Origin of the sequence: Nitrospira sp. CR1.1 (assembly GCA_014055465.1) — a bacterium.
Classification (GTDB): domain Bacteria; phylum Nitrospirota; class Nitrospiria; order Nitrospirales; family Nitrospiraceae; genus Nitrospira_A.
This window is the reverse complement of the sequence record WIAF01000004.1, coordinates 78,808-102,874: the sequence shown is the minus strand read 5'-3', so window position 1 is coordinate 102,874 and position 24,067 is coordinate 78,808. Positions and strand designations below refer to the sequence as shown.

The 24,067-nt window shown below is 59.0% G+C and carries 22 protein-coding genes and 1 pseudogene; 18 read left to right on the top strand and 5 right to left on the bottom strand.

Annotated features, from left to right (window positions below; genetic code table 11):
* The 4 genes from GDA65_09475 to GDA65_09460 all read left to right on the top strand — a co-directional run bounded on the left by GDA65_09475 (nt 1) and on the right by GDA65_09460 (nt 3,480).
* The gene (locus GDA65_09475) at nt 1-918 is read left to right on the top strand and encodes a sugar kinase (GenBank protein MBA5862924.1); all 918 of its coding nucleotides are present in this window, start codon (nt 1-3) and stop codon (nt 916-918) included.
* Nucleotides 915-1,613 (top strand): tetratricopeptide repeat protein, encoded by a 699-nt coding sequence (locus tag GDA65_09470; protein ID MBA5862923.1) that lies wholly within the window; start codon nt 915-917, stop codon nt 1,611-1,613. Before GDA65_09475 ends, GDA65_09470 begins: the two co-directional genes overlap by 4 nt.
* Nucleotides 1,614-1,622: 9 nt before the next feature.
* The gene (locus GDA65_09465) at nt 1,623-2,570 is read left to right on the top strand and encodes a DUF4115 domain-containing protein (GenBank protein MBA5862922.1); all 948 of its coding nucleotides are present in this window, start codon (nt 1,623-1,625) and stop codon (nt 2,568-2,570) included.
* Nucleotides 2,571-3,141: 571 nt separating this feature from the next.
* The gene (locus GDA65_09460) at nt 3,142-3,480 is read left to right on the top strand and encodes a c-type cytochrome (GenBank protein MBA5862921.1); all 339 of its coding nucleotides are present in this window, start codon (nt 3,142-3,144) and stop codon (nt 3,478-3,480) included.
* A gap of 194 nt (nt 3,481-3,674) precedes the next feature.
* Here the strand turns inward: GDA65_09460 and GDA65_09455 are convergent, their stop codons facing one another.
* On the bottom strand, nt 3,675-5,537 hold the full coding sequence (locus GDA65_09455; GenBank protein ID MBA5862920.1) for a hypothetical protein: 1,863 nt from the start codon (nt 5,535-5,537) through the stop codon (nt 3,675-3,677).
* Between the two features lie 155 nt (nt 5,538-5,692).
* On the opposite strand from GDA65_09455, the gene GDA65_09450 reads away from it, so the two are divergent.
* Together GDA65_09450 and GDA65_09445 are read left to right on the top strand one after the other, a co-directional pair.
* Nucleotides 5,693-7,417: a carbamoyltransferase gene (locus GDA65_09450; protein MBA5862919.1), complete on the top strand. Its 1,725-nt coding sequence runs from the start codon at nt 5,693-5,695 to the stop codon at nt 7,415-7,417.
* A complete protein-coding gene (locus GDA65_09445; GenBank protein MBA5862918.1) occupies nt 7,414-8,955 on the top strand; it encodes a hypothetical protein in 1,542 nt (513 codons plus the stop codon). The genes GDA65_09450 and GDA65_09445 overlap by 4 nt, the downstream gene beginning before the upstream one ends.
* A 16-nt stretch (nt 8,956-8,971) precedes the next feature.
* Here the strand turns inward: GDA65_09445 and GDA65_09440 are convergent, their stop codons facing one another.
* Entirely contained in the window at nt 8,972-9,787 is an 816-nt protein-coding gene (locus GDA65_09440; protein ID MBA5862917.1) for a glycosyltransferase, read from the bottom strand.
* A 188-nt stretch (nt 9,788-9,975) separates the two neighbouring features.
* Between GDA65_09440 and GDA65_09435 the strand changes: the two genes are divergently transcribed.
* The 11 genes from GDA65_09435 (at nt 9,976) to GDA65_09385 (ending at nt 19,840) form a co-directional block, all read left to right on the top strand.
* Nucleotides 9,976-10,749, top strand: coding sequence for a hypothetical protein (locus tag GDA65_09435; GenBank protein MBA5862916.1), 774 nt, complete (start codon nt 9,976-9,978; stop codon nt 10,747-10,749).
* 162 nt (nt 10,750-10,911) lie between these two features.
* Entirely contained in the window at nt 10,912-12,450 is a 1,539-nt protein-coding gene (locus tag GDA65_09430; GenBank protein ID MBA5862915.1) for a Do family serine endopeptidase, read from the top strand.
* Between the two features lie 80 nt (nt 12,451-12,530).
* A complete protein-coding gene (gene tatC, locus GDA65_09425; GenBank protein ID MBA5862914.1) occupies nt 12,531-13,478 on the top strand; it encodes a twin-arginine translocase subunit TatC in 948 nt (315 codons plus the stop codon).
* An 80-nt stretch (nt 13,479-13,558) separates the two neighbouring features.
* The gene (locus GDA65_09420) at nt 13,559-14,515 is read left to right on the top strand and encodes a P-loop NTPase (protein MBA5862913.1); all 957 of its coding nucleotides are present in this window, start codon (nt 13,559-13,561) and stop codon (nt 14,513-14,515) included.
* A gap of 14 nt (nt 14,516-14,529) precedes the next feature.
* On the top strand, nt 14,530-15,828 hold the full coding sequence (locus tag GDA65_09415; protein MBA5862912.1) for a molybdopterin molybdenumtransferase MoeA: 1,299 nt from the start codon (nt 14,530-14,532) through the stop codon (nt 15,826-15,828).
* Between the two features lie 21 nt (nt 15,829-15,849).
* Nucleotides 15,850-16,359: a molybdopterin-guanine dinucleotide biosynthesis protein B gene (gene mobB / locus GDA65_09410; GenBank protein ID MBA5862911.1), complete on the top strand. Its 510-nt coding sequence runs from the start codon at nt 15,850-15,852 to the stop codon at nt 16,357-16,359.
* Nucleotides 16,352-17,056, top strand: coding sequence for a cytochrome C (locus tag GDA65_09405; GenBank protein MBA5862910.1), 705 nt, complete (start codon nt 16,352-16,354; stop codon nt 17,054-17,056). The genes mobB and GDA65_09405 overlap by 8 nt, the downstream gene beginning before the upstream one ends.
* Before the next feature lie 21 nt (nt 17,057-17,077).
* Nucleotides 17,078-17,806, top strand: coding sequence for an ATP-binding cassette domain-containing protein (locus GDA65_09400; protein MBA5862909.1), 729 nt, complete (start codon nt 17,078-17,080; stop codon nt 17,804-17,806).
* A 44-nt stretch (nt 17,807-17,850) separates the two neighbouring features.
* Complete coding sequence (locus GDA65_09395) at nt 17,851-18,327, top strand: hypothetical protein (GenBank protein MBA5862908.1); 477 nt, start codon at nt 17,851-17,853, stop codon at nt 18,325-18,327.
* Nucleotides 18,328-19,125, top strand: coding sequence for an ABC transporter permease (locus GDA65_09390; protein MBA5862907.1), 798 nt, complete (start codon nt 18,328-18,330; stop codon nt 19,123-19,125).
* Entirely contained in the window at nt 19,082-19,840 is a 759-nt protein-coding gene (locus GDA65_09385) for a hypothetical protein (protein ID MBA5862906.1), read from the top strand. Before GDA65_09390 ends, GDA65_09385 begins: the two co-directional genes overlap by 44 nt.
* Before the next feature lie 181 nt (nt 19,841-20,021).
* Here the strand turns inward: GDA65_09385 and GDA65_09380 are convergent.
* A pseudogene (locus GDA65_09380) lies at nt 20,022-20,721 on the bottom strand (ABC transporter ATP-binding protein).
* Between the two features lie 1,048 nt (nt 20,722-21,769).
* Between GDA65_09380 and GDA65_09375 the strand changes: the two are divergent.
* Complete coding sequence (locus GDA65_09375; protein ID MBA5862905.1) at nt 21,770-22,090, top strand: RNA-binding protein; 321 nt, start codon at nt 21,770-21,772, stop codon at nt 22,088-22,090.
* Between the two features lie 204 nt (nt 22,091-22,294).
* On the opposite strand, the gene GDA65_09370 is transcribed toward GDA65_09375, so the two are convergent.
* Both GDA65_09370 and GDA65_09365 read right to left on the bottom strand, forming a co-directional pair.
* A complete protein-coding gene (locus GDA65_09370; GenBank protein MBA5862904.1) occupies nt 22,295-22,954 on the bottom strand; it encodes a hypothetical protein in 660 nt (219 codons plus the stop codon).
* Nucleotides 22,955-23,153: 199 nt separating this feature from the next.
* Complete coding sequence (locus GDA65_09365) at nt 23,154-24,050, bottom strand: tetratricopeptide repeat protein (protein MBA5862903.1); 897 nt, start codon at nt 24,048-24,050, stop codon at nt 23,154-23,156.
* Between the last annotated feature and the right edge of the window lie 17 nt (nt 24,051-24,067).

Here is a 24,067-nt window from a genome sequence, read left to right as displayed (position 1 = left end):
ATGGGTAAATTGCTGGTAGTGGGCTCGGTGGCGCTGGATACCGTGAAAACTCCTTTCGGCGAGGTCGCCGAAGTGCTTGGCGGATCCGCGACGTATTTTTCAACGGCGGCCAGTTATTTCACGTCGGTTGATCTGATCGCAGTCGTCGGCGAGGATTTTCCGGAACAACATGTCGCGTTTCTGAAAAGCCGCAAGATTGATTTGACGGGATTGGAGCGGCGGCCTGGCTCGACGTTCCGCTGGAAAGGCGCCTATTCGCATCAATTAAACGAAGCGCAGACGCTCGATACCAAGCTGAACGTCTTTGAAACCTTCCGTCCGAAGATCCCCCCCCAATACAGCACGCCCGATGTGCTCTTTCTGGGAAATATCGATCCGAATTTACAACTTGATGTGCTGCAGCAGGTGAAGCGGCCGGCGCTGGTTGCCTGCGATACGATGAATTTCTGGATCAACGGGAAACGTGACGCGCTCTGGAACGTCCTGCAGCACATCGACATTCTCATTATCAACGACGGCGAGGCGCGGGCCCTGGGTGAGGATACCAATCTGGTCAAGGTCGCTAAGAAAATTCTGGCGCGTGGGCCCAAGCACCTCATCGTCAAGCGAGGCGAATATGGTGTGTTGATGTTCAACGACAAGCAGGTGTTTGGCGCGCCGGCATTTCCGCTGGATGACGTGCGTGACCCGACCGGCGCCGGCGATACCTTTGCTGGAGGGTTTCTGGGATATCTGGCCGCCACGGGAAACCGTTCAGCCGATGCCATGCGGCAAGCGATTATCTTCGGTAGCGTGATGGCCTCATTTACGGTAGAAGCCTTTAGCCTTGACCGATTGAGGATCCTAGATTACAAAGAGATTGAGGCGCGTTTCAAAGAGTTCAAGCGGCTCACGCATTTTGAGGATATCGGCGCATGATGGTCGCTGATCGACATCGGAATCGGACAAGCAGGGCCTGGGGCATTCCGGGGTCTTCCTGTATCCTGCTGTTGCTGGGACTGTCTGTCTTTGGCGGGTGCGCTAACGAAGAGAACCTGCGTAAGTCGAAAGGATTTTACCAAGAAGGGGTTGCCCGGCTGAGTTCCGACCAGCAGCAGGCCTATGTGTCGTTTCAAAAAGCTGTGAAGCTGAATCCTGAGAATAAAGAAGCGCACTACGGTCTGGGGCATATCTATGCCTCGCAAGGACGACTCAAGCTCGCCGAAGAATCCTTCCGCGAAGCCATTCGCATCGACGGCGACTATGCGGAGGCCAATACCTACCTCGGCCAGGTCCTGGCCAGTCAGGACCGGTGGAAGGACGCCATCGCGGCCTACCGGCAAGCTCTCAGCAATCCTCTCTATCCCACGCCTGACCTGGCGCGCTTCCAGCTGGGGAAAGCCTTGATGCACGAGGGTGATCTGCAGGGGGCGATGGAGGTCTTGGAAGACGCGACGACCGTCACGCCGCCCAATGTGCCGCCCGCGATGCTGCAGTTGGAACTGGCGCGCGTGTACCACAAGCTTGGATTTGATGTGCGGGCGCGTGAGGCCCTGTCGAAGGTGTCGACGCTGGATAAAGGCGGAGAGCAGGCAGCTGCGGCGCAGGAACTCCTCGGTAAGCTCAAACCATAGGCGGAAATCATGGAATCAGTGGGTGAATTTTTTCGGCAGGTTCGTGAGACCAAAGGTCTGACCGTGGATGAGGTCGCCTCGAAGACCCGAATCCGCACGGACTTTGTCAAAGCCCTCGAAGAGGGAAATTTTGCCAAATTGCCCGACCAGGTCTTTGCGCGCGGATTTGTCCGGTCCTATGCGCGGTCACTGGGGCTGGATGAAGAAGATGCCATCCATCGATTTGTTCAGTCCGCCGGGGCATTTTACGAAAAGCAGGGTGAGCGGGAACGGTTGCGGCAACGGCAGGTAGAAGAAGAGCGCCGCCGCAAAGCCAACCGGAAGGCGGTGGGGGTGGCGATCGCGGTTGCCATTGCGACGTTGGTATTTTTGCTGAGCCGTGAACAGACTTCTACGTTGGTGCGGCGCTCCGGGTCGGACGCGCCGACTGTCAGTAAAAAGAGTGCCCCGTTTGCCAAGGATTCGAAGGAACCGGCTTCACGCCCGGCTGCCGAGCTTCCGCCTCCCATTGCTCCACCCCCGAAGCAGGTTGAGCCGGCCGCTGTTTCTGTGAAGCCCGCACAAGAAAAAGTAACGACAGCTCCGCAGGTTCCAGCGCCGGTTGCCGTGGCCAAAGAGCCGATACCATCGGACACCGCCACTCCTCTGCCCCCTGCTTCCATGGGGTCGGAAGGTCCGCTTGCCGGATTGTCGGTGGATGGACCGGTCGAGTCGGATGGTCCGCTGGTCCTCGATCTTGCCGCCACGGAGTTGAGCTGGGTTGTGGTGCAAGTCGACTCCGGTAGCCACCAGGAGGCGTTGCTACGCCCTGGGGAAAAGGCTCAGTGGAAGGCTCAGGACCAGTTCACGGTGACGCTCGGCAATGCCGGGGGAGTGCGCGCCGAACTCAACGGCAAACCGCAAAAGCCTTTTGGCCCCAGCGGCAAGGTCGTACGAGACGTCGTGATTAAACGTTGATTGAATTGTCTGGATACCCCTGACCCCTCCCTGGCCTACAGGCGTGTCTTTCATTCCCGCTCCCGCCGCCTTCTTCTTTACCATCTATGACATGTAGAAATCGTGAAGCGACTTGTCGCTGTCCTCTCCGCGCTCGAATGAGGCGAGGCGGAGGCGTCTGAGGCGCAAAGGTGTCACGGCTGGATGTCAGTACGTACTTGCCGAATCGGTGAGACTTCTGAATATGGGGATTTCATGTGGTTTTTTCAATCGCGCCGCTGGCACAGCCCTTGATTCTCCCTGATGCCAGCATGGATGAAACAGACAAGGCCGAGGCGGGTCGTTCGCTTGACAAGACAGAAAACGCGTTGCTATAGTTCGCCTGCTTTATCGGCCTTGTCATGATTTTTTGTCCATGCTGCTTGAGACCAGACAGTTATTGTTCACGCGGTGGGTTCAACACAAAGGAGGAGTTCTGATGGGGTATTTTTCTAAGTTAGTCGGAGTGTGTGCGGCCGTCACCTTGTTGTCCGTGGCGGTGGTGGGCGCAGAAGAAAAGGATCCGCTGAAGCCCCGTGTTGCGCCGGATCAGATGGCGGACGCGAAGGCAATGAAGAACCCGGTTGCTTCGACCCCGGAAAGCATTGCCAAGGGCAAGGCATTGTATGAGGGCAAGGGCACCTGCTTCAATTGTCACGGGAAAGAGGGGAAGGGCGATGGCCCTGCCGGCGCGATCCTCAATCCGAGCCCGCGCAACTTCACCAACTGCAAGTTCCACAAGAAGCGGAAAGATGGCGAGCTGTTCTGGGTGATCAAGAACGGCAGCCCGGGCACCGGCATGGTTTCGTTGGTCCCTGCGGCAATCACCGAAGAAGAAGCGTGGACGATCATCAATTATGAGCGCAGCTTCTGCAAGGGTGGCGAAGAATAGTCGCGAGTATCGGCCGATAGGCTGAATCGGAAAGGGGCGGCGAGGATATCCTCGCCGCCCCTTTTCTTTTGTGGTCAGGTCCCTGGTCTCGACAGGCTCATATCGTGATACAGGAGCAACCTGAGAAAGGAAGGCCCATCCCGAACCATCGCGGCCCACTACCGTGATGGCTGAAGGAGAGGTCGGCTGTTTGTTTAGGGTTGGTCAGCGGAAGGGGGCATCGCTGGTTTTGTGAGCACGGTGTCGAGGCTCTTCTCCGGCACACGCGGCGTCGGCAGGATCTGCGGTTGCTGGTCCTGCTTAAAGGTACTGCGTGCGGCGGCTGGCACTTTGCGAGCGACATAGGCCGTGACCTCCCCGATCGTGACCTCGCCGTTGCGATTCATATCGGCTTCCCCACGCAGGCCTCGGAGAAGATAGTAGGTCAGTAATCCGTGATGCCACGTATCGGATTCCAGGCTTTTGCCGAATCCGGTGGTTGAAATGATGTGAACGACCGATCCCGCCGTTGCCGCCCATTTGGGTGGCGCGACTTTTGTGCGGCCCTCCGCCCCATTCTTGAGCACAGTTCCGTCAAACACGAACAAGACTTGTTTCGCTTTTAACCTTCCCAAGGCGGTTTCCAGATCTTTGAGCGGATAGAGGCGAGTGGGTGATCCCAGCGAGCCGTCGTAAGGGATCAAGAATGTCTCTCCCGATGGGGTGACGAAGGCCTGGCCGGCGAAATACACCGTGACTACCGAGTCTTTGGTAACTTTGGAAGGGAGCCAATCGAGTAAGGCCTCTTCAATGTCCGGGCGAAGTGCGCTCCAGTCCTTCAAGAGGCGGACATTATTGCGTGGCACTCCTCCCAGCGTCTGAAGGTAGGTCGCCACCATTTCCGCGTCGAGGGTGGCATACTTCCGCGCGCCAATCTCCTGTTCGCGGTAGCTGCTCAGCCCGATTGAGAGGAGATAGTCTCCAGGCCTCTGAAGTCCGATTGCCGCAGGAGGAACGTGATCCACGTCGTCGCTGTTGGCCGCGGACGATTGTATGGACGCGACTAAGGTCTGGACGGGTGACACCTGCTGGCCCATTCCATTCAGGATCGCCACCTGAAATTCGGCCTGCTGGGCGGACGGCGATTGCGGCAGAGTCGCGACGAATTCAAGAGATTTGGAGCCGCCTGGTGCGATGGCTCCCGTGGGCAATGTTGTGGCGGGGAACTGAGCGATCAGCACCGGCGGACCAGTCAGCCGCACGGCCATGTCAGGGGTTGCCTGTTGCCCGGTATTGACGATGTCGACTCGGACGCGGATTCGTTCGCCACTTTCAAGGACCAGGTTGCCGTTTTCATCCAACAGTGTGGCTTTGAACGGAAGGGGCTGAACCGGCGCTGCAGCAGGCGCAGCTGGCATGGCAGGGGGTTTCGAGGCGGCCTCGGACGGCGCGACGGTCGCGGCAGTTGCCGCCGTTTGTGTCGCGGGGGCGAGGAGCACCCGGGCTTCTTGCATGAATTGCGTGGCCAGCATGGTGGACGTATCCTGCAGCAGAGGATCGACGACGTAATCGCAGCGCTGCTGAGTCAGTTCGAGTTGCAAGCGTTCTTTGCGAGCGGCTTGTAGCGGCCGCTCGCCAAGCGGTGCGCCGGAGGCATCGAAAAATTCCGCCAGAGCATCCAGGCTGAGTTCTGCGGGGGCGCGATCGTAGAGCGCATCGGTTTGCAGCTTGAAGCGCGGGTCCAGCATCCGCACGCGTATCGTCACGTCGGGTTTTCCCCCGGCCGCATGACTTCCCGGCATGTTGACGGAACGAAACGTTTGATGCGCGGCCTGTATCAACGTGTCTTCAACCGTCGGGCCGATCGAGAAGACATGGATGCGGCTGCAGTTATCGATATACTCCGTCTTGGCTTTCGAGAGCGACGGGTCGATGTCCATTTGAACCGTGAGCGGAACCGGTGGCCCGAGGTCCGGCAGAGCCTGTCGGGAGAATCGTGATTTAATGGTCTCGCAGCCGACGGAGGCCAACAGGGGGATGAGAATCATTCCAACAATAAACGCGCGGTTCGTCTTCAAGCCGAGGCCTCCTCTAGGGCAGATTTCGGAGGGGAAACGGTACAGGAATGAAGGGGGCATTGCAACCAACTCCCGTGCCGGCTTGCGACCCTCACCAGCCTCGTTTATCCTACCGCGCATCCCCCGTCGGTGGATCGAAGGGACGTTGAATTATCGTGGTGGTGTTGGGTTTGTCCAATATGCGCGATGCTGCGGCCGCGCTGGTCGCTGACGGCCGCATTGTGGCCGCAGCGGAGGAGGAACGATTCGTTCGCCAGAAGCACGTGACGGCTCTGCCGGTCCATGCGATTCAGTATTGTTTGCGCGAAGCCGGAATGGCTCTGCGCGATGTCGAGGCCATTGTCGTGCCGTGGAAGTATTGGCAAGTCGGCCGGCGTCTACGGCTTGCGCTGACGGCCATGATGCGCTCTACGCAACTGTTCCGTGTGAAAGGAACACGGTCGCTCGAGCGCGCCGGTCAGGAGTGGAAGGAACTGTTCCGCCTTCGCCAGGAGCTGACCAGGAGGGTTGCGCCGGGAGCCGCTCGGCCGGTGTTTCTCGACCATCATCTGTGCCATGCGGCCAGTTCCTTTCTTGTCTCGCCGTTTGAGCGGGCGGCCATTCTCGTCGTTGATGGGGCGTCAGAAGCGGATACCACCTTGCTGGCCTGCGGTGAGGGCAATCAGATCACCGTGCTCGAGCGTACTCCGCTGCCCCACTCGCTGGGGCAATTCTATGCGGCGATGACGGCGTTCTTGGGGTTTCGCCCGGATCAGGATGAATATATCGTGATGGGCCTCGCCTCCTCCGGCGAACCGTCGTTCGCACCCGCGCTGCATCGTGAAATTTTGCGATTGCTGCCCGATGGACGATTTGAATTGAATACCCGCCTGCTCGATTTTCACCTAGCCAGGGCGGGCTGTTTTGTAGACGAGTTTCTCCGCCACTTCGGTCCTCCGCGGCGTTCGTCGGACGCCATCACGCAGCGACACCGCGATCTCGCGGCCAGCGCGCAATTCGTGTTGGAAGAGACCCTGCTGCATCTGGGGCGCCGCCTGCGGTCGCTCACTCAGGCGACGTCGCTCTGCCTGGCGGGCGGAGTCGCCTACAACTGCGTGGCCAACGGTCGTCTGCGGGCCGAACTCGGGTTTGATCATGTCTATGTGCCGCCGGCTGCCGGAGATTCCGGGGCGGCGCTCGGAGCGGCCTTGTGGTGGACGGCGAGGCGCGCAACGGCGGCGGGAAGATCCGTGCTGCCCGATGCGTACCTGGGGCCACAGTACGATGAAGCCGCCTGCCGAGCCGTGCTGTCACAGGCGGGACTGGTTGCCGAATGCCTGCCTGATGACCGGTTGTATGAACGGGTGGCATCGGAGTTGGCCCATGGCCGATTGGTGTTCTGGTTTCAGGGACGGATGGAATGGGGGCCCCGGGCGCTGGGGAACCGTAGCCTGCTGGCAGATCCTCGACGTGAAGATATGCGGGAGCTGATCAATAGCAAAGTGAAATGCCGGGAGGCCTTTCGGCCCTTTGCGCCTTCAGTGTTGGCCGAGCGCGCGGAGGAGTTTTTCCATGTGCCGGCCTCGTCTCCTTTCATGCAGTTCACGGTGCGGGTGAAGGCGTCTGCGAAAGGAATCCTTCCGGCCGTGACGCATGTCGATGGGACGGCCCGGGTGCAAACGGTGACGCGGGAGGCCAATTCCCGCTTCTACGATCTCCTGACGACCTTTGGCAGACTGACCGGCGTCCCGGTGCTCCTGAACACGTCCTTCAACGTGCAAGAACCGATTGTGTGCAGCCCTGATGAAGCCGTGCGTTGTTTTCTGCGCACGCAGGTTGACTGGTTGGTTCTCGGCAATCTTCTGGTAAGACGGCCACCACCGGCGACGCCGGCCTCATGAACGCCGAGCCGGTTCGCCCCGCATCTTCCTCCCTTCAACCTGCCGTCAATCTCTTGCTGGACGTGTTGTTGGGTGCGTTTGTCTTGAATCTTGCGCTACAGCCCTTAGTGGAACCGGATCTAGGATGGCATCTCCGGGCCGGACTGGATTTCATCGCGCATGGGTGGCACCTGCCGGATACGGATCCCTACTCCCATACCATGCCGGATTGGCATTGGGTGGAGCACGCCTGGTTGACCGATGGGGTGCTGGCAGTCATCTATCGCGCGCTCGAGCCGTTCGGAGGATTGGGTCTGATTAGTTTCTTTGGCGGAGTGACTGCTCTGGCCTGGTGGATCGCCGCAGGACTGGCTCCTGTCCATCGCACCTGCCGGCTGGCGACACTGGTCGCGAGCCTCTGGGTGGCATTGCCGTTTCTTGGGGCGCGCACGCAGTTGATCAGCCTCCTCGGCGTGGCGGTCGTGCTCACGATATGGAACCGCATGCAGCGGGGACAGCGGCAATGGGTCTGGGTGCTGCCGCCATTGTTTCTCTTCTGGGCGAATCTGCACGGAGGGTTTACGGCAGGTCTCTTTCTCCTCACGGTGTTGCTGTCGCTTTCCTTTCTGATGAAGGTCTGCATCGAGTGGCAACTCTGTCAGGCCCCGCGCGATGAACCGGTGCTGACCTGGGAGGATCTCCGGCATTGTACCATCGCGATCGTCGTGTCCATGGCCGTGACCTGTGTGAATCCCTACGGCTGGCATCTCTACGTGGAAATTTACGAGTCTCTGACGGATCGCTTCATGATCGACACCCTGCGGGAATGGCAACCGGTGTCGTTCCAGGGGTGGGCCGGCCGGGCCTACGGGCTCTACCTTCTGGGGCTTATCGGTTTGATCGCCGGATGGTATCGACGAGTGGAGCCGGTCCGGTGGGTTCTGCTGGTGCTGATGTTGGGACTCTCTTTGCTGCACTGGCGGAATGTCGCCTTGTTTTTGATCGTCAGCCTCCCGCTGGCAGCAGAACTCAGTGCGCTGGCGGGGGAGTCCTTCCTGCGTCGCGTTCCTGTGTTGAAAGCCCACGCTGCCGGAGGTGTCCTTGTGTTGGCCATGATGGCGGCGACGGCTCTCTATGCCCTGGGCGCCGAGCACCTGGAGCATGTCTGGCAATCAGGCCGCACTCCCGATGTGTATTTCGAACGGACAGAGTATCCCATCGAAGCGGTGCGGTGGATCCGGACCCATCGCGATGAAATTGGGACGAGGCTGTATAACGACTATGCCTACGGTGGGTTTCTTCTGTGGCAACTTCCCGGCGAGCGAATTTTCATCGACGGACGGATGCCCGCCTGGCGGATTAAGGACCGGTGGATCTTTCACGATTATGTGGCGCTCAATCGCGAGGATTCGCCGCAGTTGGGACTGTTGGATCGATATGGCGTGGATTGGGCGGTGATTCCGCGAGGCAGCGCGTTGGCATCGGCGCTAGAGATGCATCCGGCCTGGAAGAATATCTATGCCGATGCCAAGGTGGTCATCCTGCGCCGGCACCCGTAAAGCCAGGCGATATTGCCTAGGAATGCGTTGGTTCGACAGTGGCCAGAGCCGGTTCGATGCCGCCTGAAGTCGGCTGGCACCGGGGCTGGTAGAGGCCTTGCGCGTCTCGCTTCCGGATAGCCACAAGTTCCCGCAACATGAGGGAGCCGTCGCGCCAAGGACGGACTTTCGATCCTGGCTGATCGGTCCAATTAATGGGAACTTCCGCGATACGGTAGCGTCGTTGGTGGGCGATGTACAGCAACTCCAAATCAAACGCGTAGCCGTCGACACAAGACACGGCAAACAGGTCTTGGGCAACCGATTGCCGGAATAGTTTAAACCCGCATTGCGTGTCGGCGATGTGGTGCACGCCCAGTTGCCGTACGACGTTGTTGAAGAGGCTTCCCAAGACGCTCCGGTGCCATCGGGCGTGAACAGTGAATGCCGGGTTGTGGGAAGCCAGAGCCCGTGACCCGATCGCGAGGTCTGCCCCGGCGCCGAGGGCTGCCTCCAAGCGTTCCAGTTCTTCGATCGGGGTGGCCCCATCCGCATCGGCAAACAGCTGGATGGTTCCGCGCGCGGCCTGCATGCCGCGTCGAACAGCCGCCCCCTTGCCCATGTTGCACGTCAATTGAATCAGCCGCACAGAGGGACACGTGTGCGCCGCCAGCGTCACGGCCTGGGCGGTCTGGTCCTGACTCCCGTCGTCCACCACGAGAATTTCATAGGGTTGGCCCCGCTGCGCGAGATGAGCAATCACGCGCTGCAAAAACAGCGGGAGCCGTCGCGCCTCATTGTAGGCGGGAATGATGACGGAAAGGTCAGGCGTCTGGGTCGGGCACAGAGTCACGTTGAGACCGCCCCCTGCGGGAGTGTGACGCGACCGCTTCGTCCGGGGACGAAGGGTGCATCACGGTAGCTGAGCCATGATCGAAATGCAAGCAGTGGTTGGCCCATCTTGACAGGGGGAGAGCGCGGGAGTGATCGTATCTCAAGCACCTCGATATCCGTGGCGTCGATCCGGCCTGGAGGAATGTCATGAGGCGCAACAGGAATTGGTGTGCCTCACTCCTCGGTGTGTTGGCCCTGACGGGCTGTGTGGTTGCCAGTCCCCCGACTCGCCTGACGCAGTATGTCGGGCCCGTCGTGACAGATGAGTCAGTGACTGCGAGACTCCCCAGCTCCCGTCCTTTGCGCGCCGCCCTAGTCGTGGTGGCGGATAGGTCGGCCCCGGACTCGGCGCCGGCGCTTCCGGATGAAGCCCTGGCGCGTGTGGGAGAGATCCTCGCGGGGGAGATCAATCGTGGTTTTCCCCTCGCCGTTGAGCAGGTGGTGACGCTTGATGGAGTGTTGCCCGGAAGATCGACTCCGGATTGGACCGAGGTCGCCAGGCAGCAAGGGGTGGAGTATCTTTTGGTGACGGTTCTGTCGAGCACCGAGCAGGAATATCCGGTGTCTCTCTTTCTGGGCTGGACGACTCATCGGCAGCCGGGATTCCGGCGCGATAATTGGTCCCTCGCCGAGGCGGCCTTGATTGGGGGATCGACCGGAAGAACGTTACTGCGTGCGGAAGGACGGGCCATGGCATCGCTGGATAGCCCCACGGCGCCGGGGATTTCGCAATGGTATCCCGTCATCTATCTGCGCCCACAGGACCCGGAGCGACGGATGTGGCCGCCCAGCTACGACGGGGCGCCCCTGATGCTTCGTGTGGTCTCGATGGAGCAGGCGGCGAAGCGGTTGGCGGGGAATCTGCAGCGCGCATGGGTCGAACGGCGGGATCTGGAACTGGCATCGACGGCAAGGCCCTGAGGCGTGATTGGCGGTGGTGCCGTACTGGACGAACTGGTGTGGAAATCGAGTTCGGTCCTGCGTTTTCCTCTTTGAAGGCGATTCTGTGATTAGTGTAGAATAAAACGTTCAACGTTGGCGCGGAGGATGGTCCCTCAATCTCAGGTTCCCAGAGGAGTTCACATGGCGTATCGACACGAGCGCAGGAGAGTGCTGTCCGTACTCGCGGTGACCAGCATGGTTGCTGCCACATTCTTGTCCGGTGGATTGCAGACCCGGGCCGATCAGGCCGAGGCTGCCGGTGTTCCGCCGGCATTCGCGCAAGGGTTTTCTGAAATCGTGAAGGCGGTCACGCCTGCAGTGGTGAACATTGCGGTGACTGGTGGGGGGGAAGGGCGTCGTGAAGGTCGTCGTCAACTTCCTCCGGGGGGTCCCTTCGGTGGTCCGCCTCCCGGTCCCGGTGGTCCCGGTGAGGAGCCCCCCGGCATGGAGCCCCCGGGCGGTCCCGGCGGCCCTCCAGGCGGCGGTCCTCATCGTCCCGAGCAAAGCGCAGGGTCCGGTGTGATCCTTGATCCGAACGGCTATATCGTCACCAACAACCACGTGGTCGAAGGGGCAACCCAAATTACAGTGACCCTGTCGGATCGCCGTGAATTCCCAGCCAAAATTATCGGAACCGATCCTAAGACGGATTTGGCCATCATTAAGATCGAAGCAAAAGATCTCAGCTCGATGAAGTGGGCGGATTACGATGAGCTGCAGGTCGGCGATGTGGTCCTCGCCGTGGGGAGCCCGTTCGGCCTCAGTTCGACCGTCACCCTCGGCATCATCAGCGCCTTGGGGCGCGGGAACGTGGGCATTGCCGATTACGAAGACTTCATTCAAACCGATGCGGCCATCAATCCCGGTAATTCAGGCGGCGCGTTGGTCAATATGCAAGGCAAGTTGATCGGCATCAACACGGCGATCTTCTCCCGCACGGGCGGATCGGAAGGGATCGGCTTTGCCATTCCCAGCAGCATTGCGACGGATATCGTCGACAGTTTGACGAAGACCGGCAAAGTGGTGCGTGGATGGATGGGTGTGGCCATTCAGGAAATCACCCCGGCGCTGGCCAAGTCTTTCAAGCTGCCCGAGCAACGGAAGGGCGTGTTGATCAGTGACGTGAACGAGAACGGTCCATCCCACACGGCGGGCGTGCGGCGTGGTGATGTGGTCATTTCCTTCAATGGGAAGGACGTGCAAAGCGTCAGCCAATTGCGCAACCTGGTCGCGCGCATGGGTGTCGGCAAGGATGCCGATATCAAGATTTTGCGCGAAGGCAAGGAGCAGGTCCTGAAGGTGAAGGTTGCGGAACGTCCGTCGGACGAAGTGCTGGCGAAGCGTGAGCCTGCTCCCGCCACTGCTCCCTCAGAAACCGTGAAGCCGCCTGACAATGTCCTGGCGGCATTGCGCGTCCAATTGCTGGATGCTGCGATGCAGAGCCAGCTGAATATTCCGGCTAAAACCACCGGGGTCGTGGTCAGTTCCGTCGAGGCGGGAAGTGCCGCCGAATCGGCGGGCTTGCAGCGCGGCGACGTCATCCAGGAAGTTAACCACGAAGTGGTGAAGAGCCTGGAGGATTACCACAAGGCGTCAGCCAAGGTGAAAAAGGACGAAATGGTCGTCCTCCTGCTGAGTCGGCAGGGGAACAATCTCTTCGTAGCCGTCAACCCGAAATAGAGAGCAACCAGCGGACAGCTTTCAGCTATCAGGCCAATGCTGGCTGATGGCTGAAAGCCTCTGGCTGAAAGCGATTGCGAATGGCTGACGGGTTCAAGTTTCAGGAGTGGCTGCAAGACACGGTCTTTAAGCCGCTTGAAGATAAAAAAATGCCGGTCATGGAGCATCTGGTTGAGCTCCAGGTCCGGCTGACCCGTGCGGTCATTATCACGGCGATTATTTTTGTCGGCACATTCTTCTATGCCGACACCCTGGTGAAGTGGATCAGGGTGCCGCTCCAGAATATGTTTGTGCCCGGGTCCCTTTCCTGGATACCCACGGATCTGCCCACCGTCCCATTCGTGTTTCTCGCGCCGGCCGAAGCGTTGTGGCAAAACGTCAAGGTCGCGGGTTTGTTTGCGCTCGTTCTGGGCACTCCCTATATCCTCATAGAATTTTGGCATTTCGTGGTCCCGGGGCTGCACGCGCAGGAACGGAGATTCGTCGGTCCTTTTGTGATCCTCAGCACGCTGGCCTTTTATCTCGGCCTGTTGTTCTCCTTCTTTTTCGTGCTTCCCTTCGCGTTGAACTTTCTCATTTCCTACGGCGTGAATGCCGGGTTTATTCCGCAACTCTCGATTGCGCAATATGTCGGATTCGCCTTGTGGTTTCTGCTGGTCTTCGGTCTCATTTTTGAAGTGCCGCTGGTGATTACCCTTTTGGCCAAACTCGGCTGGGTGGATGCCCCGCTGCTGAAGCGTTATCGCAAGTGGGCCTTCCTGACGGCGTTTATCTTCGCCGCCATTCTCACCCCGACGCCGGACCCCTTCAATCAGTGCCTGATGGCGCTGCCCATGTACATTTTTTATGAAGTCGGCATCGTGAGCGCCGGCATCTTCAATAAAAAGAAGGCTGACGCGCAAGAAGAGGCGTTGGTGCCGGCGGTCGTTGCGGCGGGACCGGGCCTTGGGAAAACAGGGCCGTCCATTCCGTCAGGCGGGGGAGAGGATGAGTATGTCGGCGTGCCGACCGGCGGTCGCCGAGGGTAAGCAAGGCCTGAATTCAGCAAGGCGGCGAAAGAGCGCTTTCGTCTTACGCCGCATGATCTACGTTGTACGAGGAGTCTAGGATGCCACGCGAGTTAAATGTCATTTCACAGCCCGGTTCCAGCAGCGGCGGAGATGCCTGCACCTATATGTGGGCCTGCGCCATTTGCGACGAAAATGAAACTTGTCAAAAGGACAAGGAAGGCCACAGCCGCTGGCTGGTCGCAAAGCGCATGGAACGGATCGAATATAAAGTGCTGGTCATGAGCAATAAAGGCGGAGTGGGAAAAAGCACCTGCACCACGAATCTCGCCGTCAGTCTCGCGCTGAAGGGCTGGCATGTCGGCATTTGCGACATGGATATCCACGGCCCCAATATTCCCAAGATGGTTGGAGCAGAGGGACAAAAGCTGAAGATCAGCACATCGGGCGGGATCATCCCGTTTCAGGCCTATAATATGAAAATTGCCTCGATGTCGTTTCTATTGCAGAACTCCGACGATCCCATCATCTGGCGCGACGCGTATAAGTATGAATTCATTAACCAGTTGCTGGGAGGAGTGGAGTGGCAGGATCTGAATTTCCTGCTGATCGATCTCCCTCCCGGGACGGGCAATGAGTCGGTGACGACCATCGATCTGCTGGGCGGTGTCAGCGGAGCGGTCATCATCACGACGCCGCAAGAGGTGGCCCTGCTCGATTCCCGCAAGTCCGTTACGTTTTGCAAAGACAGCGAAGTGCCGATTATCGGCATCGTTGAGAACATGAGCGGGTTGGAATGCCCCCACTGCCATAAGGAAGTGAATGTCTTCCGCAAGGGTGGAGGAGAGGCCTCGGCCGCGGATATGGGGGTTCCATTCCTGGGGAGAATCCCTCTGGATCCCGACGTGGTCACGCAAAGCGACGCGGGTGAACCGTTCGCGTTGTTCAACTCCGATGCGGCGACCGCGCAGGCCTATCATGATATTGCCAACCAGGTGGAAGCCTTCTGCAAGAAAAGCGGGTCGCTCATCAAAGTGGCGCCGCGACAGCAACCTTGAGGGGACGGTGACGTGTGAAATCTGCCGATGCGACAGTCGGATTGACGCCGCTTCATGAAGCCCAGCGCATTGTGCTGGACGCGGCGGCTCCATTGGGGCTTGAGAAAGTCTCGATTATGGATGCCTTGGGCCGCGTGCTCGGCGAGGATATCATCGCCGAGCGATCGAATCCGCCGTGGGACAATTCCGCGATGGATGGGTTTGCGGTGCGAGCTGAGGACATCGCGCAGGAACATGCGATCTCCAAGCCGGTCACATTGACCGTCATCGAAGATGTGCCGGCGGGGAAGATGCCTGCCAAGTCCGTGGGAAAGGGCCAGGCGATTCGGATCATGACCGGGGCGCCTATTCCCACGGGCGCCGATACCATCATCAAAGTCGAAGATACCGAACACTCACCTGATTCCGTGCGCGTGTTCAAGCCGGAGCCTCGCGGCTCAAATATCCGTCCGCAGGGTGAGGATGTGCAAAAGGGCGACTGCATCATTCCCAAGGGGACGCAGATTCGCTCCGGTGAAGCGGGCATGCTGGCTATTCTGGCGAAGTCTTTCGTGCCGGTCTATCAGCGCCCGCGAGTCGCGATTTTGTCGACCGGCGATGAACTTGCCGATCTTGATGAGCGATTCAGCGAAGAAAAAATCATCAATTCGAATAGTTACGGCATTGCCGCGGCGGTGCAAGAAGCCGGCGGCGTGCCGATCTTGCTGGGCATTGCCCGGGATACTCCCGCCGCGTTGAAAGAGAAGATTTCCCATGGATTGAACGCCGACATTCTTGTGCTGTCCGGCGGGGTGTCGATGGGGGATTACGACTTCACGAAAGCGGTGTTCCGTGACCTGGGCGCCGAGATGAATTTTTGGAAGTTGGCCATCCGGCCCGGCCAGCCGCTCGCGTTCGGGAAAATCCAGGGCAAGCTGGCCTTCGGTCTTCCAGGAAATCCGGTGTCCTCGATGGTGACCTTTGAGCAGCTCGTTCGACCGGCCATGTTGAAACTGTCCGGGGCGAGGAGTTATGGGCGTCCGCTGCTTGAGGCGGTCTTTCAGGAGAAATTCTCGAAGCGGACCGATCGCCGCCATTTTCTGCGTGGGGTACTGTGGCGCGAAGACGGGGTCTTCAAAGTCAGAACGACCGGCGATCAGGGATCGGGCATACTGACCTCCATGGTGAAAGCCAACTGTTTGATCGATATTCCCGTCGAGGTCGAACGTCTCAATCCCGGTGATCCGGTGACCGTGCAACTTCTCAGCGGGTCAGTGTGGCTGGACCACCCCGCTCCGGCTGCATCTGCCGGCCACCGCCCCTCCTGCTGTTGAAGGCGCGAAAGGAACGTCGTCATGTCCGTGCCCATTTTGTCTTTTGTCGGCCGATCCAATAGCGGGAAGACCACGCTGATCGAGCGTGTGATCCCCGAGCTCGTGCGGGCCGGGTATAAGGTGGCGACGGTCAAACATGCCGGTCATGGATTCGATCTGGATACGGAGGGGAAGGACAGCTGGCGGCACAAGCAAGCCGGAGCGAGCAGCGTCGTAATCATCTCGAAAAGCAGTCTGGCCATGTTCGCCGACGTCTCGGATCATATGAATGTGGAGGATGTGCGCGAGCGGTTTCTCGATCCTTCCTATGACCTCATTCTGGCCGAAGGATGGCGGAGCGAGGGGTATCCCAAGATCGTCGTCGTGCGCGATCAAATCGGCGAGGTGCCGGTCACGCAGGATGGCTTGCTGGCGGTCGTGTCCAACAAACCGGTCCAAACCTCCGTCCCGCTGCTGGACCCAGATGATGTGGCGGCGGTGGCGGAGTTGATCATCCGGCATTTCCCCAAACCCCAACGGGATGATGCGTAGAACTCCCGCCATTGTGTTCGGAGCGATCCTGGCCGGCGCAGTGGCTTTCGGGGGAGTTGCGATTCCGCTGACCAACCATCCGAAATTCTGTGCCAGTTGTCATACCATTCGACCGGCCTATGAGCGTTGGTTGCAATCGTCCCATAAAGAGGTGGAATGCGTAGCCTGTCATGTCAGGCCCGGCGTAGTCGGCTGGTTGCAGGATAAGGCCTGGCACGGGACAAGAGATGTCGCGATCTATCTGTTCGGCAAACCGACGGAGCCTCACAATCTCAGTGCTCACGTCGATTCCGCTGTGTGCCTCGGATGCCATCGCCACATCATGCGTGTGTCGGAAGTTGCGCCTCGGGATCTGCCGGCGCCCGTGAAGGACGTGGGACTGATCATGAGCCATCGCAAGCATATGGCGGCGTTCGATCAGCGCGCGCAAGGCGAGGGGTGCACCACCTGTCACGCGGCGGTGGTGCATGAACAACCGATCAAAGGATATCCGATCGTCATTCCCCGCGGGCATGTGTCGGCTGATAGTCGTCCGTGGAACTCGGACCATCCGGAAGGCTCGGTCCTGCACAAACGGGCACAGGCGGATTGCTTTCGGTGCCACGATAACACAACCGAGTATGAAGGTAGAGTGTTGAACCGGAAGTGCGAAACGTGCCATCTGCCTGAAAAACTCGCGGAATTCCTGTCGTTCTAGCCCGCGGAAGTCATGAACCCCATGTCATCGCCGGTGGTCGAAGTACGCAATCTGTGCAAACGATTCGGCGGATTCACCGCGGTAGACGGGATTTCCTTCAATATCGGGCGGGGCGAGATCCTCGGCTTGCTGGGGCCCAATGGCGCCGGGAAAACCACGACCTTTCAAATGATGCTGGGGCTGGTGACGCCCACTTCCGGTTCGATCCGGATGTTCGATCTCGACTTGCAGTCGAATCGGGAAGCGATTCTCCAGCAGGTCAATTTTTCTTCTACCTACATCTCGTTGCCGTTTTCCCTCACGGTTGAGGAAAACCTCCGGGTCGTCGCCCGATTGTACGGCATGTCCGATATCGCCGCCCGTGTAGACGATATGGTAAAGAAACTGGAGATGGGTGAATGGCGGCACAAGCTGACGCGCAAACTCTCGTCCGGGCAGATGACGCGCTTGACACTGGCCAAGGCACTTCTGACGGAACCCCGGGTATTGTTTCTGGATGAACCAACTGCGAGTCTGGATCCTGATATCGCGCACAAGATCCGCGCGATTCTCTTGGAAGAACGGCAGGCTACCGGGCTCAGCATCCTGTATACCTCGCACAATATGCGGGAAATGGAAGAGATGTCGGATCGCATTATTTTCCTGCAGCGGGGCAAGATTGTGGCGGAAGGCACGGCCAAGGACATCGTGGCCCGATTCGGGCAGGCGGACTTGGAGGATGTGTTTCTGAAACTCGCGCGCGAACAGTAGCGCAGCGCGGGATCGCGTGATGGGCAAAGGGAGTAGGCGCAGTCATGGTTGATGCAGGATTGTCGTTTGGCATGGGGTTGCTCATCGGCGGGCTTGGCCTGATGTTGGGATGGGGATTGCTGTGGCTCGTCGTCGGAGCGATCGGCTTGGCACGGCAGACGAGCGGATGGCCGATTTTCATGAGCAGTGTCAGCAGCACGGCGCTTGCGGGACTGGCCCTGGCGGTGGTGTTCTGGACCGCCGATGCTGCGAGGCTGAGCAGCCCCGCCTTGCACGTTGGCCTGGCAGGGATTCCGCTGGCCTTACTCGCGGCGTCAGCCTGTCGCCTGCGAGATGGCCGGCGAATCGGTCCGGCCTTCGTCGAGGGCAGCCGATTGATGTTGCATCAACTCCTTGGCATGCATCAGGAGGGCGGAGGGTGCGGCCATTGTCACGAGCAGCCGGTTGAGGAGCACCCTTGTCATCAGAAGCCCTGTTTCGAACAGTCCTGTCACGAGAAGCCTTGCGAAGGAAAGTTGTAGCTGCCGATGGCCTACCACCGTATTGCCGCCCTGGTGATCCGCCATGTGTACCTCTACCGCCGCAGCCTGCCGCGCGTGATGGAGATTATCTATTGGCCGTTTCTGGATCTGGTGGTGTGGGGCTTCATCACGGTCTACCTTGCGACATTTCAAGGCCAGATGCCGGCGGTTGTGACGTTTTTGCTTGGTGCGCTGATCCTCTGGGACGTGTTGTTCCGGTCGCAGCAGGGTATTACCATTTCGTTTCTCGAAGAAATCTGGGCACGCAACCTGATGAATCTCTTCGCCAGTCCGCTCACGCCGAGCGAGTTTCTCGCGGCGACGATGGTCATGAGTCTTTTTAAGGTCACTGCCGTATCGATTGTCATGTCCCTCTGCGCCTGGCTATTTTACGGCTACAATATCTTCATTATCGGCCTGTGGCTCATGCCGTTCATTATCAATCTCGTGTTGACCGGATGGATCATCGGTGTGTTCACGACGTCGCTGATCATGCGGTTCGGGCAGGAGGCGGAGGTGCTCGCCTGGAGCATGGTGTTCTTATTTCAGCCGATTTCCTGCGTGTTCTATCCGATGGACGTCCTGCCGGCCTGGCTGAGGGGAGTGGCCTCGATCAATCCGGCGGCGCATGTGTTTGAAGGGATGCGGGGGTTACTCGCCACGCAGGCGGCCCCGCTCACCAGCCTCGGTCTGGCGAGCGGACTGAATTTGCTGTATCTCGGCGGGGTGGTCCTGTGGTTTCATCATACGTTCAATGTCTGCAAGGAGCGTGGCTCATTGGTGCGAGTGGGCGAGTAGTTGCACGCACCCGGACTGTTCGGTTTCCAGGAGTAGAAGCATGAAGATTGTGTCAGGGCAAGTCAGTCACGCGCGATCACCGGCGGGGTTGGAAAATTTTTCCTTTCACAAGACGCCGGTGCTTGTCATCGAGGATTTTTGGTCTGCCGAAGAACGAGGCCTGTTTCGGCAGGCCATGGCGCGCGCCAATTGGAATCGCCTGCAAGACATGTCTCACGTCCTGCAGGACTTTCCGAATTCCGGGAACTGGGCCAAAGCCGAGATCGCCCAGCCGCAGGGGCGTCTGCTTTTGAGCCGATTGGAGTTACCGTGCATTCAGCAGTACATCGAATCGTTTCCGAACATCATCCGCCGTCACATGGGATTCAGCTATTATTCCTATGGGGTCGGTGATTGCTTGCTCACCCATGATGATACGGATCAGGGTCATCCGGTCGCCGGGCGGCCCGCGCCGCGTCGGCGCATCGCGCTCGTCAGTTATTTTCATGAACGGTGGGATTGTGACTGGGGTGGTGAACTGATGATTTATGCGCCGGCGGGTGAGTCACAAGACGGAAAACCGGACCTGAATATCACGCATTGTATCGCGCCGAAACCGGGATCGTTGGTCATGTTTACCGTGCCCCGTTTTCATCGGGTGTGCCGGGTGGATCACACGGCTGGCGACCACAAGCGCCTGTCCATCGCCGGATGGTTCATGACCGAACATCCCTAGCAGGATGTTGAAAAAGCCCGCCCGCCTCGTTCTCACAAGACACTGCCGTCTTACCGTCTCGGCGGCGTTCTCAAACGTGACGCTCATTCTTCTTCGCGTCGCGGACCTCGCTGTGGCCTTGCTGGATGGCCTGTTTGAACCTCCTGCAGACCACAGCACACACGCCGCTCCAGCACGTCCATCAACTTAGCTGCACACCGCACACCTGTTCAAAACGCGTGCGCCATTCCAGGGTCGGCCTGATCACCCCAGGCCACCGACCGTGAAAGTGACCTCGCGCCGAGTCTCCGTCCGCGCTGTCATCCACCCGGAACCCGAAGGCTCGCGGCGCATGCGCATGGAGACGAAACGGATCCTCGGTCATCATGAGGGCGCTCACGGTCATCATCCCTTCCGCGAGAAGGTTTCCCGGAATTCTCGCCATGGAAACATGCCGGGTCTCGATCATGCGCGATGAATACGGTGACATCTTCCTCACTGTGGATATTAAAGACCGGGACAAAGACTTGTCGCGGCTTGATGACGTCAAATTCTACGTCGAGATCAATCGACCTCCGGATATCAAAGCGATCCATGATCAGTCCTGATTCCGTTTGTGCTCGTACTGCGCGGAGACGGACGATCTCATTGCCCGGGGCCTGAGCCGGGTCCGGCCATTCGGCACAGGGCTGGATATGGCCGGCATGCAGATAGTGATTCACCACGTCATGCGCCGGCCCGGCCTCCACCACCGTCCCCTTGTTCAGCAGAATGGCCCGCGAACACATGCGCGTGATCGCCGGCTTGTCGTGGGAGACGAGAATCATTGTCCGTCCATGCTGCCCCACATCCGCCATCTTGCCCATGCACTGCTTCTGGAAGCGCACGTCACCCGCGGCGAGCCCCAGCGGTCGACCACCTGCCTATAATTTTCAGCCCGAGGCGCATAGGCGCCCGTCATGCGAGTCCCAGGGAAGAGGGTTCCTTTGTTTCGGTCCGCCGGCTCAGTCGCACAACCTATCTCCGGGAACAGCATTGATTCAACATCACGTTGTCCCGACATGGCGGAATGTTCCCAGCATAGGCATTTCGGTCGGATGGAGAAGTCTCGCTAGTACGTTCATAGAGCCTCATGCCGGCGCACTGCCGCTCACGCACGGTTCAAGATCACGGTTGGGCCGACGGTGTGGATCGCATCCCGGCCCTGTCTGCATTCGATGACAGTTGTTTATCTCGGAATCTGTGCGTGAACCGCGGGTCTGCTTTGGTCCATTGCGAGCCGCAAGGGGCAAAAACCACACTCTGTCATCGACAGATTTACGGGATACGCTCGGTAAGCCGCCTGGCATTGCCAGCTGGCTTCTCAATGTAGTCAATTTTACCGTCTGTCCAGCATTACTGGACAAGCTCAACACGGTATCGGAGGGGGAAGTCAGCGAAAGATTTTTGTGTAGATCTGGCAATGACAGCCCGTCATGTGCAACCAGCAAGCCCTGTAGCCGGCACGGAGTCTGGTCCGATAATCGGGCCGCGCGTGAGGCGCATTGGGCAGATGGACTCTCTTGCACTAGGGATATCCCTAGTGCAAGAGGGCAGATCGTGTCCGTTCTACTGCCGATGCACGGATTTATCGGATTATGCTCCGATTACGCTGCAATGAGGGGCCAAATGAAGGGCCAGTGGTTGCCCAACAACCACCAAGCAGGCCTGGGCCGAAATACCTATTTCATGGCTTGTATGGCGGATACACGCGTGGTACTATTCCGCGTCTCCCGCTGGGGCCTGGTGAGGGATGCGTTGAAATAGTTCAGGCCTGACTCGATGTTGCCTTGCCCGGGAATCTAATCGAAAGCCAGACCCAAGTCGCCCCGTTACGTCGCGTCTTCGGCCCGTCCTTTCCCTTTCTTTCCTTCGTTCAAGACAATGTCACTACCCAAGAGGAGGACCCACATGGGTTCTAAAATTTATGTTGGCGGGTTGCCGTATTCGGCAACCGAACAGCAGTTGAGCGATTTGTTCGCAGTGCACGGGGCGGTTGAATCGGCCCGTATCATTACGGACAAATTTACCGGCCAATCGAGAGGTTTCGGATTCGTCGAAATGGCCTCTTCAGACGAGGCGCAGAAGGCGATTTCCGCTCTCAATGGGACGGACATGGGTGGCCGGACATTGACGGTCAATGAAGCGCGTCCGCAGGAGCCTCGTTCTGGCGGTCCTGGACGGAGCGGCGGAGGATTCAACGATCGTGGTGGCAAGCGCGATCGCTGGTAACGCCTGACATTGTATCAGCTTGTGGGGCAGTCATCCTGATGGTGGCTGCCCCATTTTTTTGGTTGTCCGTATGATATCTCTTACCCGCTGGGCCAGTGAGGAATGTGCGTTCGCTATCGATGGCGGTGGCTGTACGGACGACTCACGGAAAGTGCGCGGGTGACTCGTGTGCCGCACAGAGGGAGAGTGGAGAGCGGTGAACGGTTATTGGAGAATCTTGAGGATGAGATTGTCAAAATACGTGACTGCATCGGCTCTTGTCCACAGTCCGATCCGCCCACTCGTGTAGGTTTGGTCGCAGGCACGGAACAGGACGGATTCGTCGAAGAGGGCTTTGATCTCGCAGCCGCGCTGCACGATACGAAGCGTATGCCATCCCGTTGCGGGGAGCGGGCGGTCGATGTGTTTCACAATCTGCTGCACCCCGTTCACAACGCGATAGAGTCGAATCTTCTGTTCCACCAGACTCGCCCTCAGGAGATAGTAATTCCGATCATCTTTCGCCCGCCACAGTAACCCGCCGCCGAAGTCGGCTTTCCCGGCCACGGCGAGATAGGACACCTCAACATCGATGTTGGTGCTGTCGGTTCCCTCGAGAAGCAGGAGTTTGTGCGTCTGATCCGTCCCTTTTGGCTGCACTTGGGCGAGCACTTGCGAGGCGCTTTTTGCCCGGTCGGTAATGAGGATTTTCCATTCGCCGGCCGGCCGGCCGTCGAACAGCGTTCCAACGACGTATGAGCCCGGCAGCGTTCCCGGAGCGGAACTATCGAAGGTCCATTGCCGCTGATGGTGCGAATCGGCCTCTGGTTCTTCCGCTCCCGGTACTGTGTCCGGCCATACGGCTCCGATGCAGATCCCCAGCATGAGAGAACCTGCAAGGATCCCGAGACGAAGGCAAGGGGCTACAGTGTGGTGCCGGCGCATGAGAGTCCTGTGTGGTACACGCGTGGTGGACTGTACCCTAAACAGGGCGCTGCCGGCGAGAGGGAGAGGAAAAAACATTCTGCCGGCGATGAACCGCTGCGACGTAGTCCGCAGGTTTCAGAAATGCACGCCGCTTTGGCTACGGCATTTCCAGTTCACGCAGTTTGGCTTCGGCTTGTTCCAGCCATCGCCGATTGGCGGGCGTATCGAGTTCGAGGCGGAGGTATTGCCGTAATTCCTGGGCCGCCTCCATGCGTTGCCCCAGATCGGCCAGCGCATGGCCAAGGTTGAAGCGGATCTTCGCGTCGTTGGGTCGCAGGTGCAGCGCCGTGCGGAACTCGTTGATGGCGGCTTCCGGTTGACGCTTTTCCATCAGTCCGAGCCCCAGATTGAAGTGCGCGTTCACATCGTTCGGTTGCAGGCTGGCAGCGGTGCGATATTCTGCGATCGCCCCGTCGAGGTCACCCATGGCTTTGAGCGCCACGCCCAGGTTGTTGTGAGCATTCACATCGGTGGGATTGCGGCGTAACACGGCTCTGAATTCCGCGATGGCCCCTGCCGGATCTCCCATCTCCTTGAGGGCCACCCCCAGATCATTGTGCGTTTTTGGATCGTCCGGTTTGAGCCGCAAGGCTTCCTTGAATTCAACCATGGCCGCATCATGCCGACCGATATCGAGCAGCGTATTGGCCAGGTTAAGGTGCGCGGCAAAATAATTCGGTTGCAGTCGAAGCGCGTGTGTAAATTCGTCGATGGCTTGCCCAAGATCCCCCTTAAAGACGAACGCAACGCCGAGATCGTTGTGCCGCATCGCCTCAGCATCGGTATCAACCGGTTGCGTGATCTTATCGGTGGTGGAGAGAATCTGCTCTTCTTCCAGGATCTTCGCGCCGGGCATCCCGGATTTGGCCGCAGGGGTTTCCGGCGAGGCAGAAAAGACTTGTGCGGCGAACAGGAGGACAAGGCCCCCTGTCAGAATGATGAACGCCGGGTAACTAGGGCGTGCCGGAATCTGGCCGCGGACACCGTCTCGCATGGGAGGCTCCTTCCGAG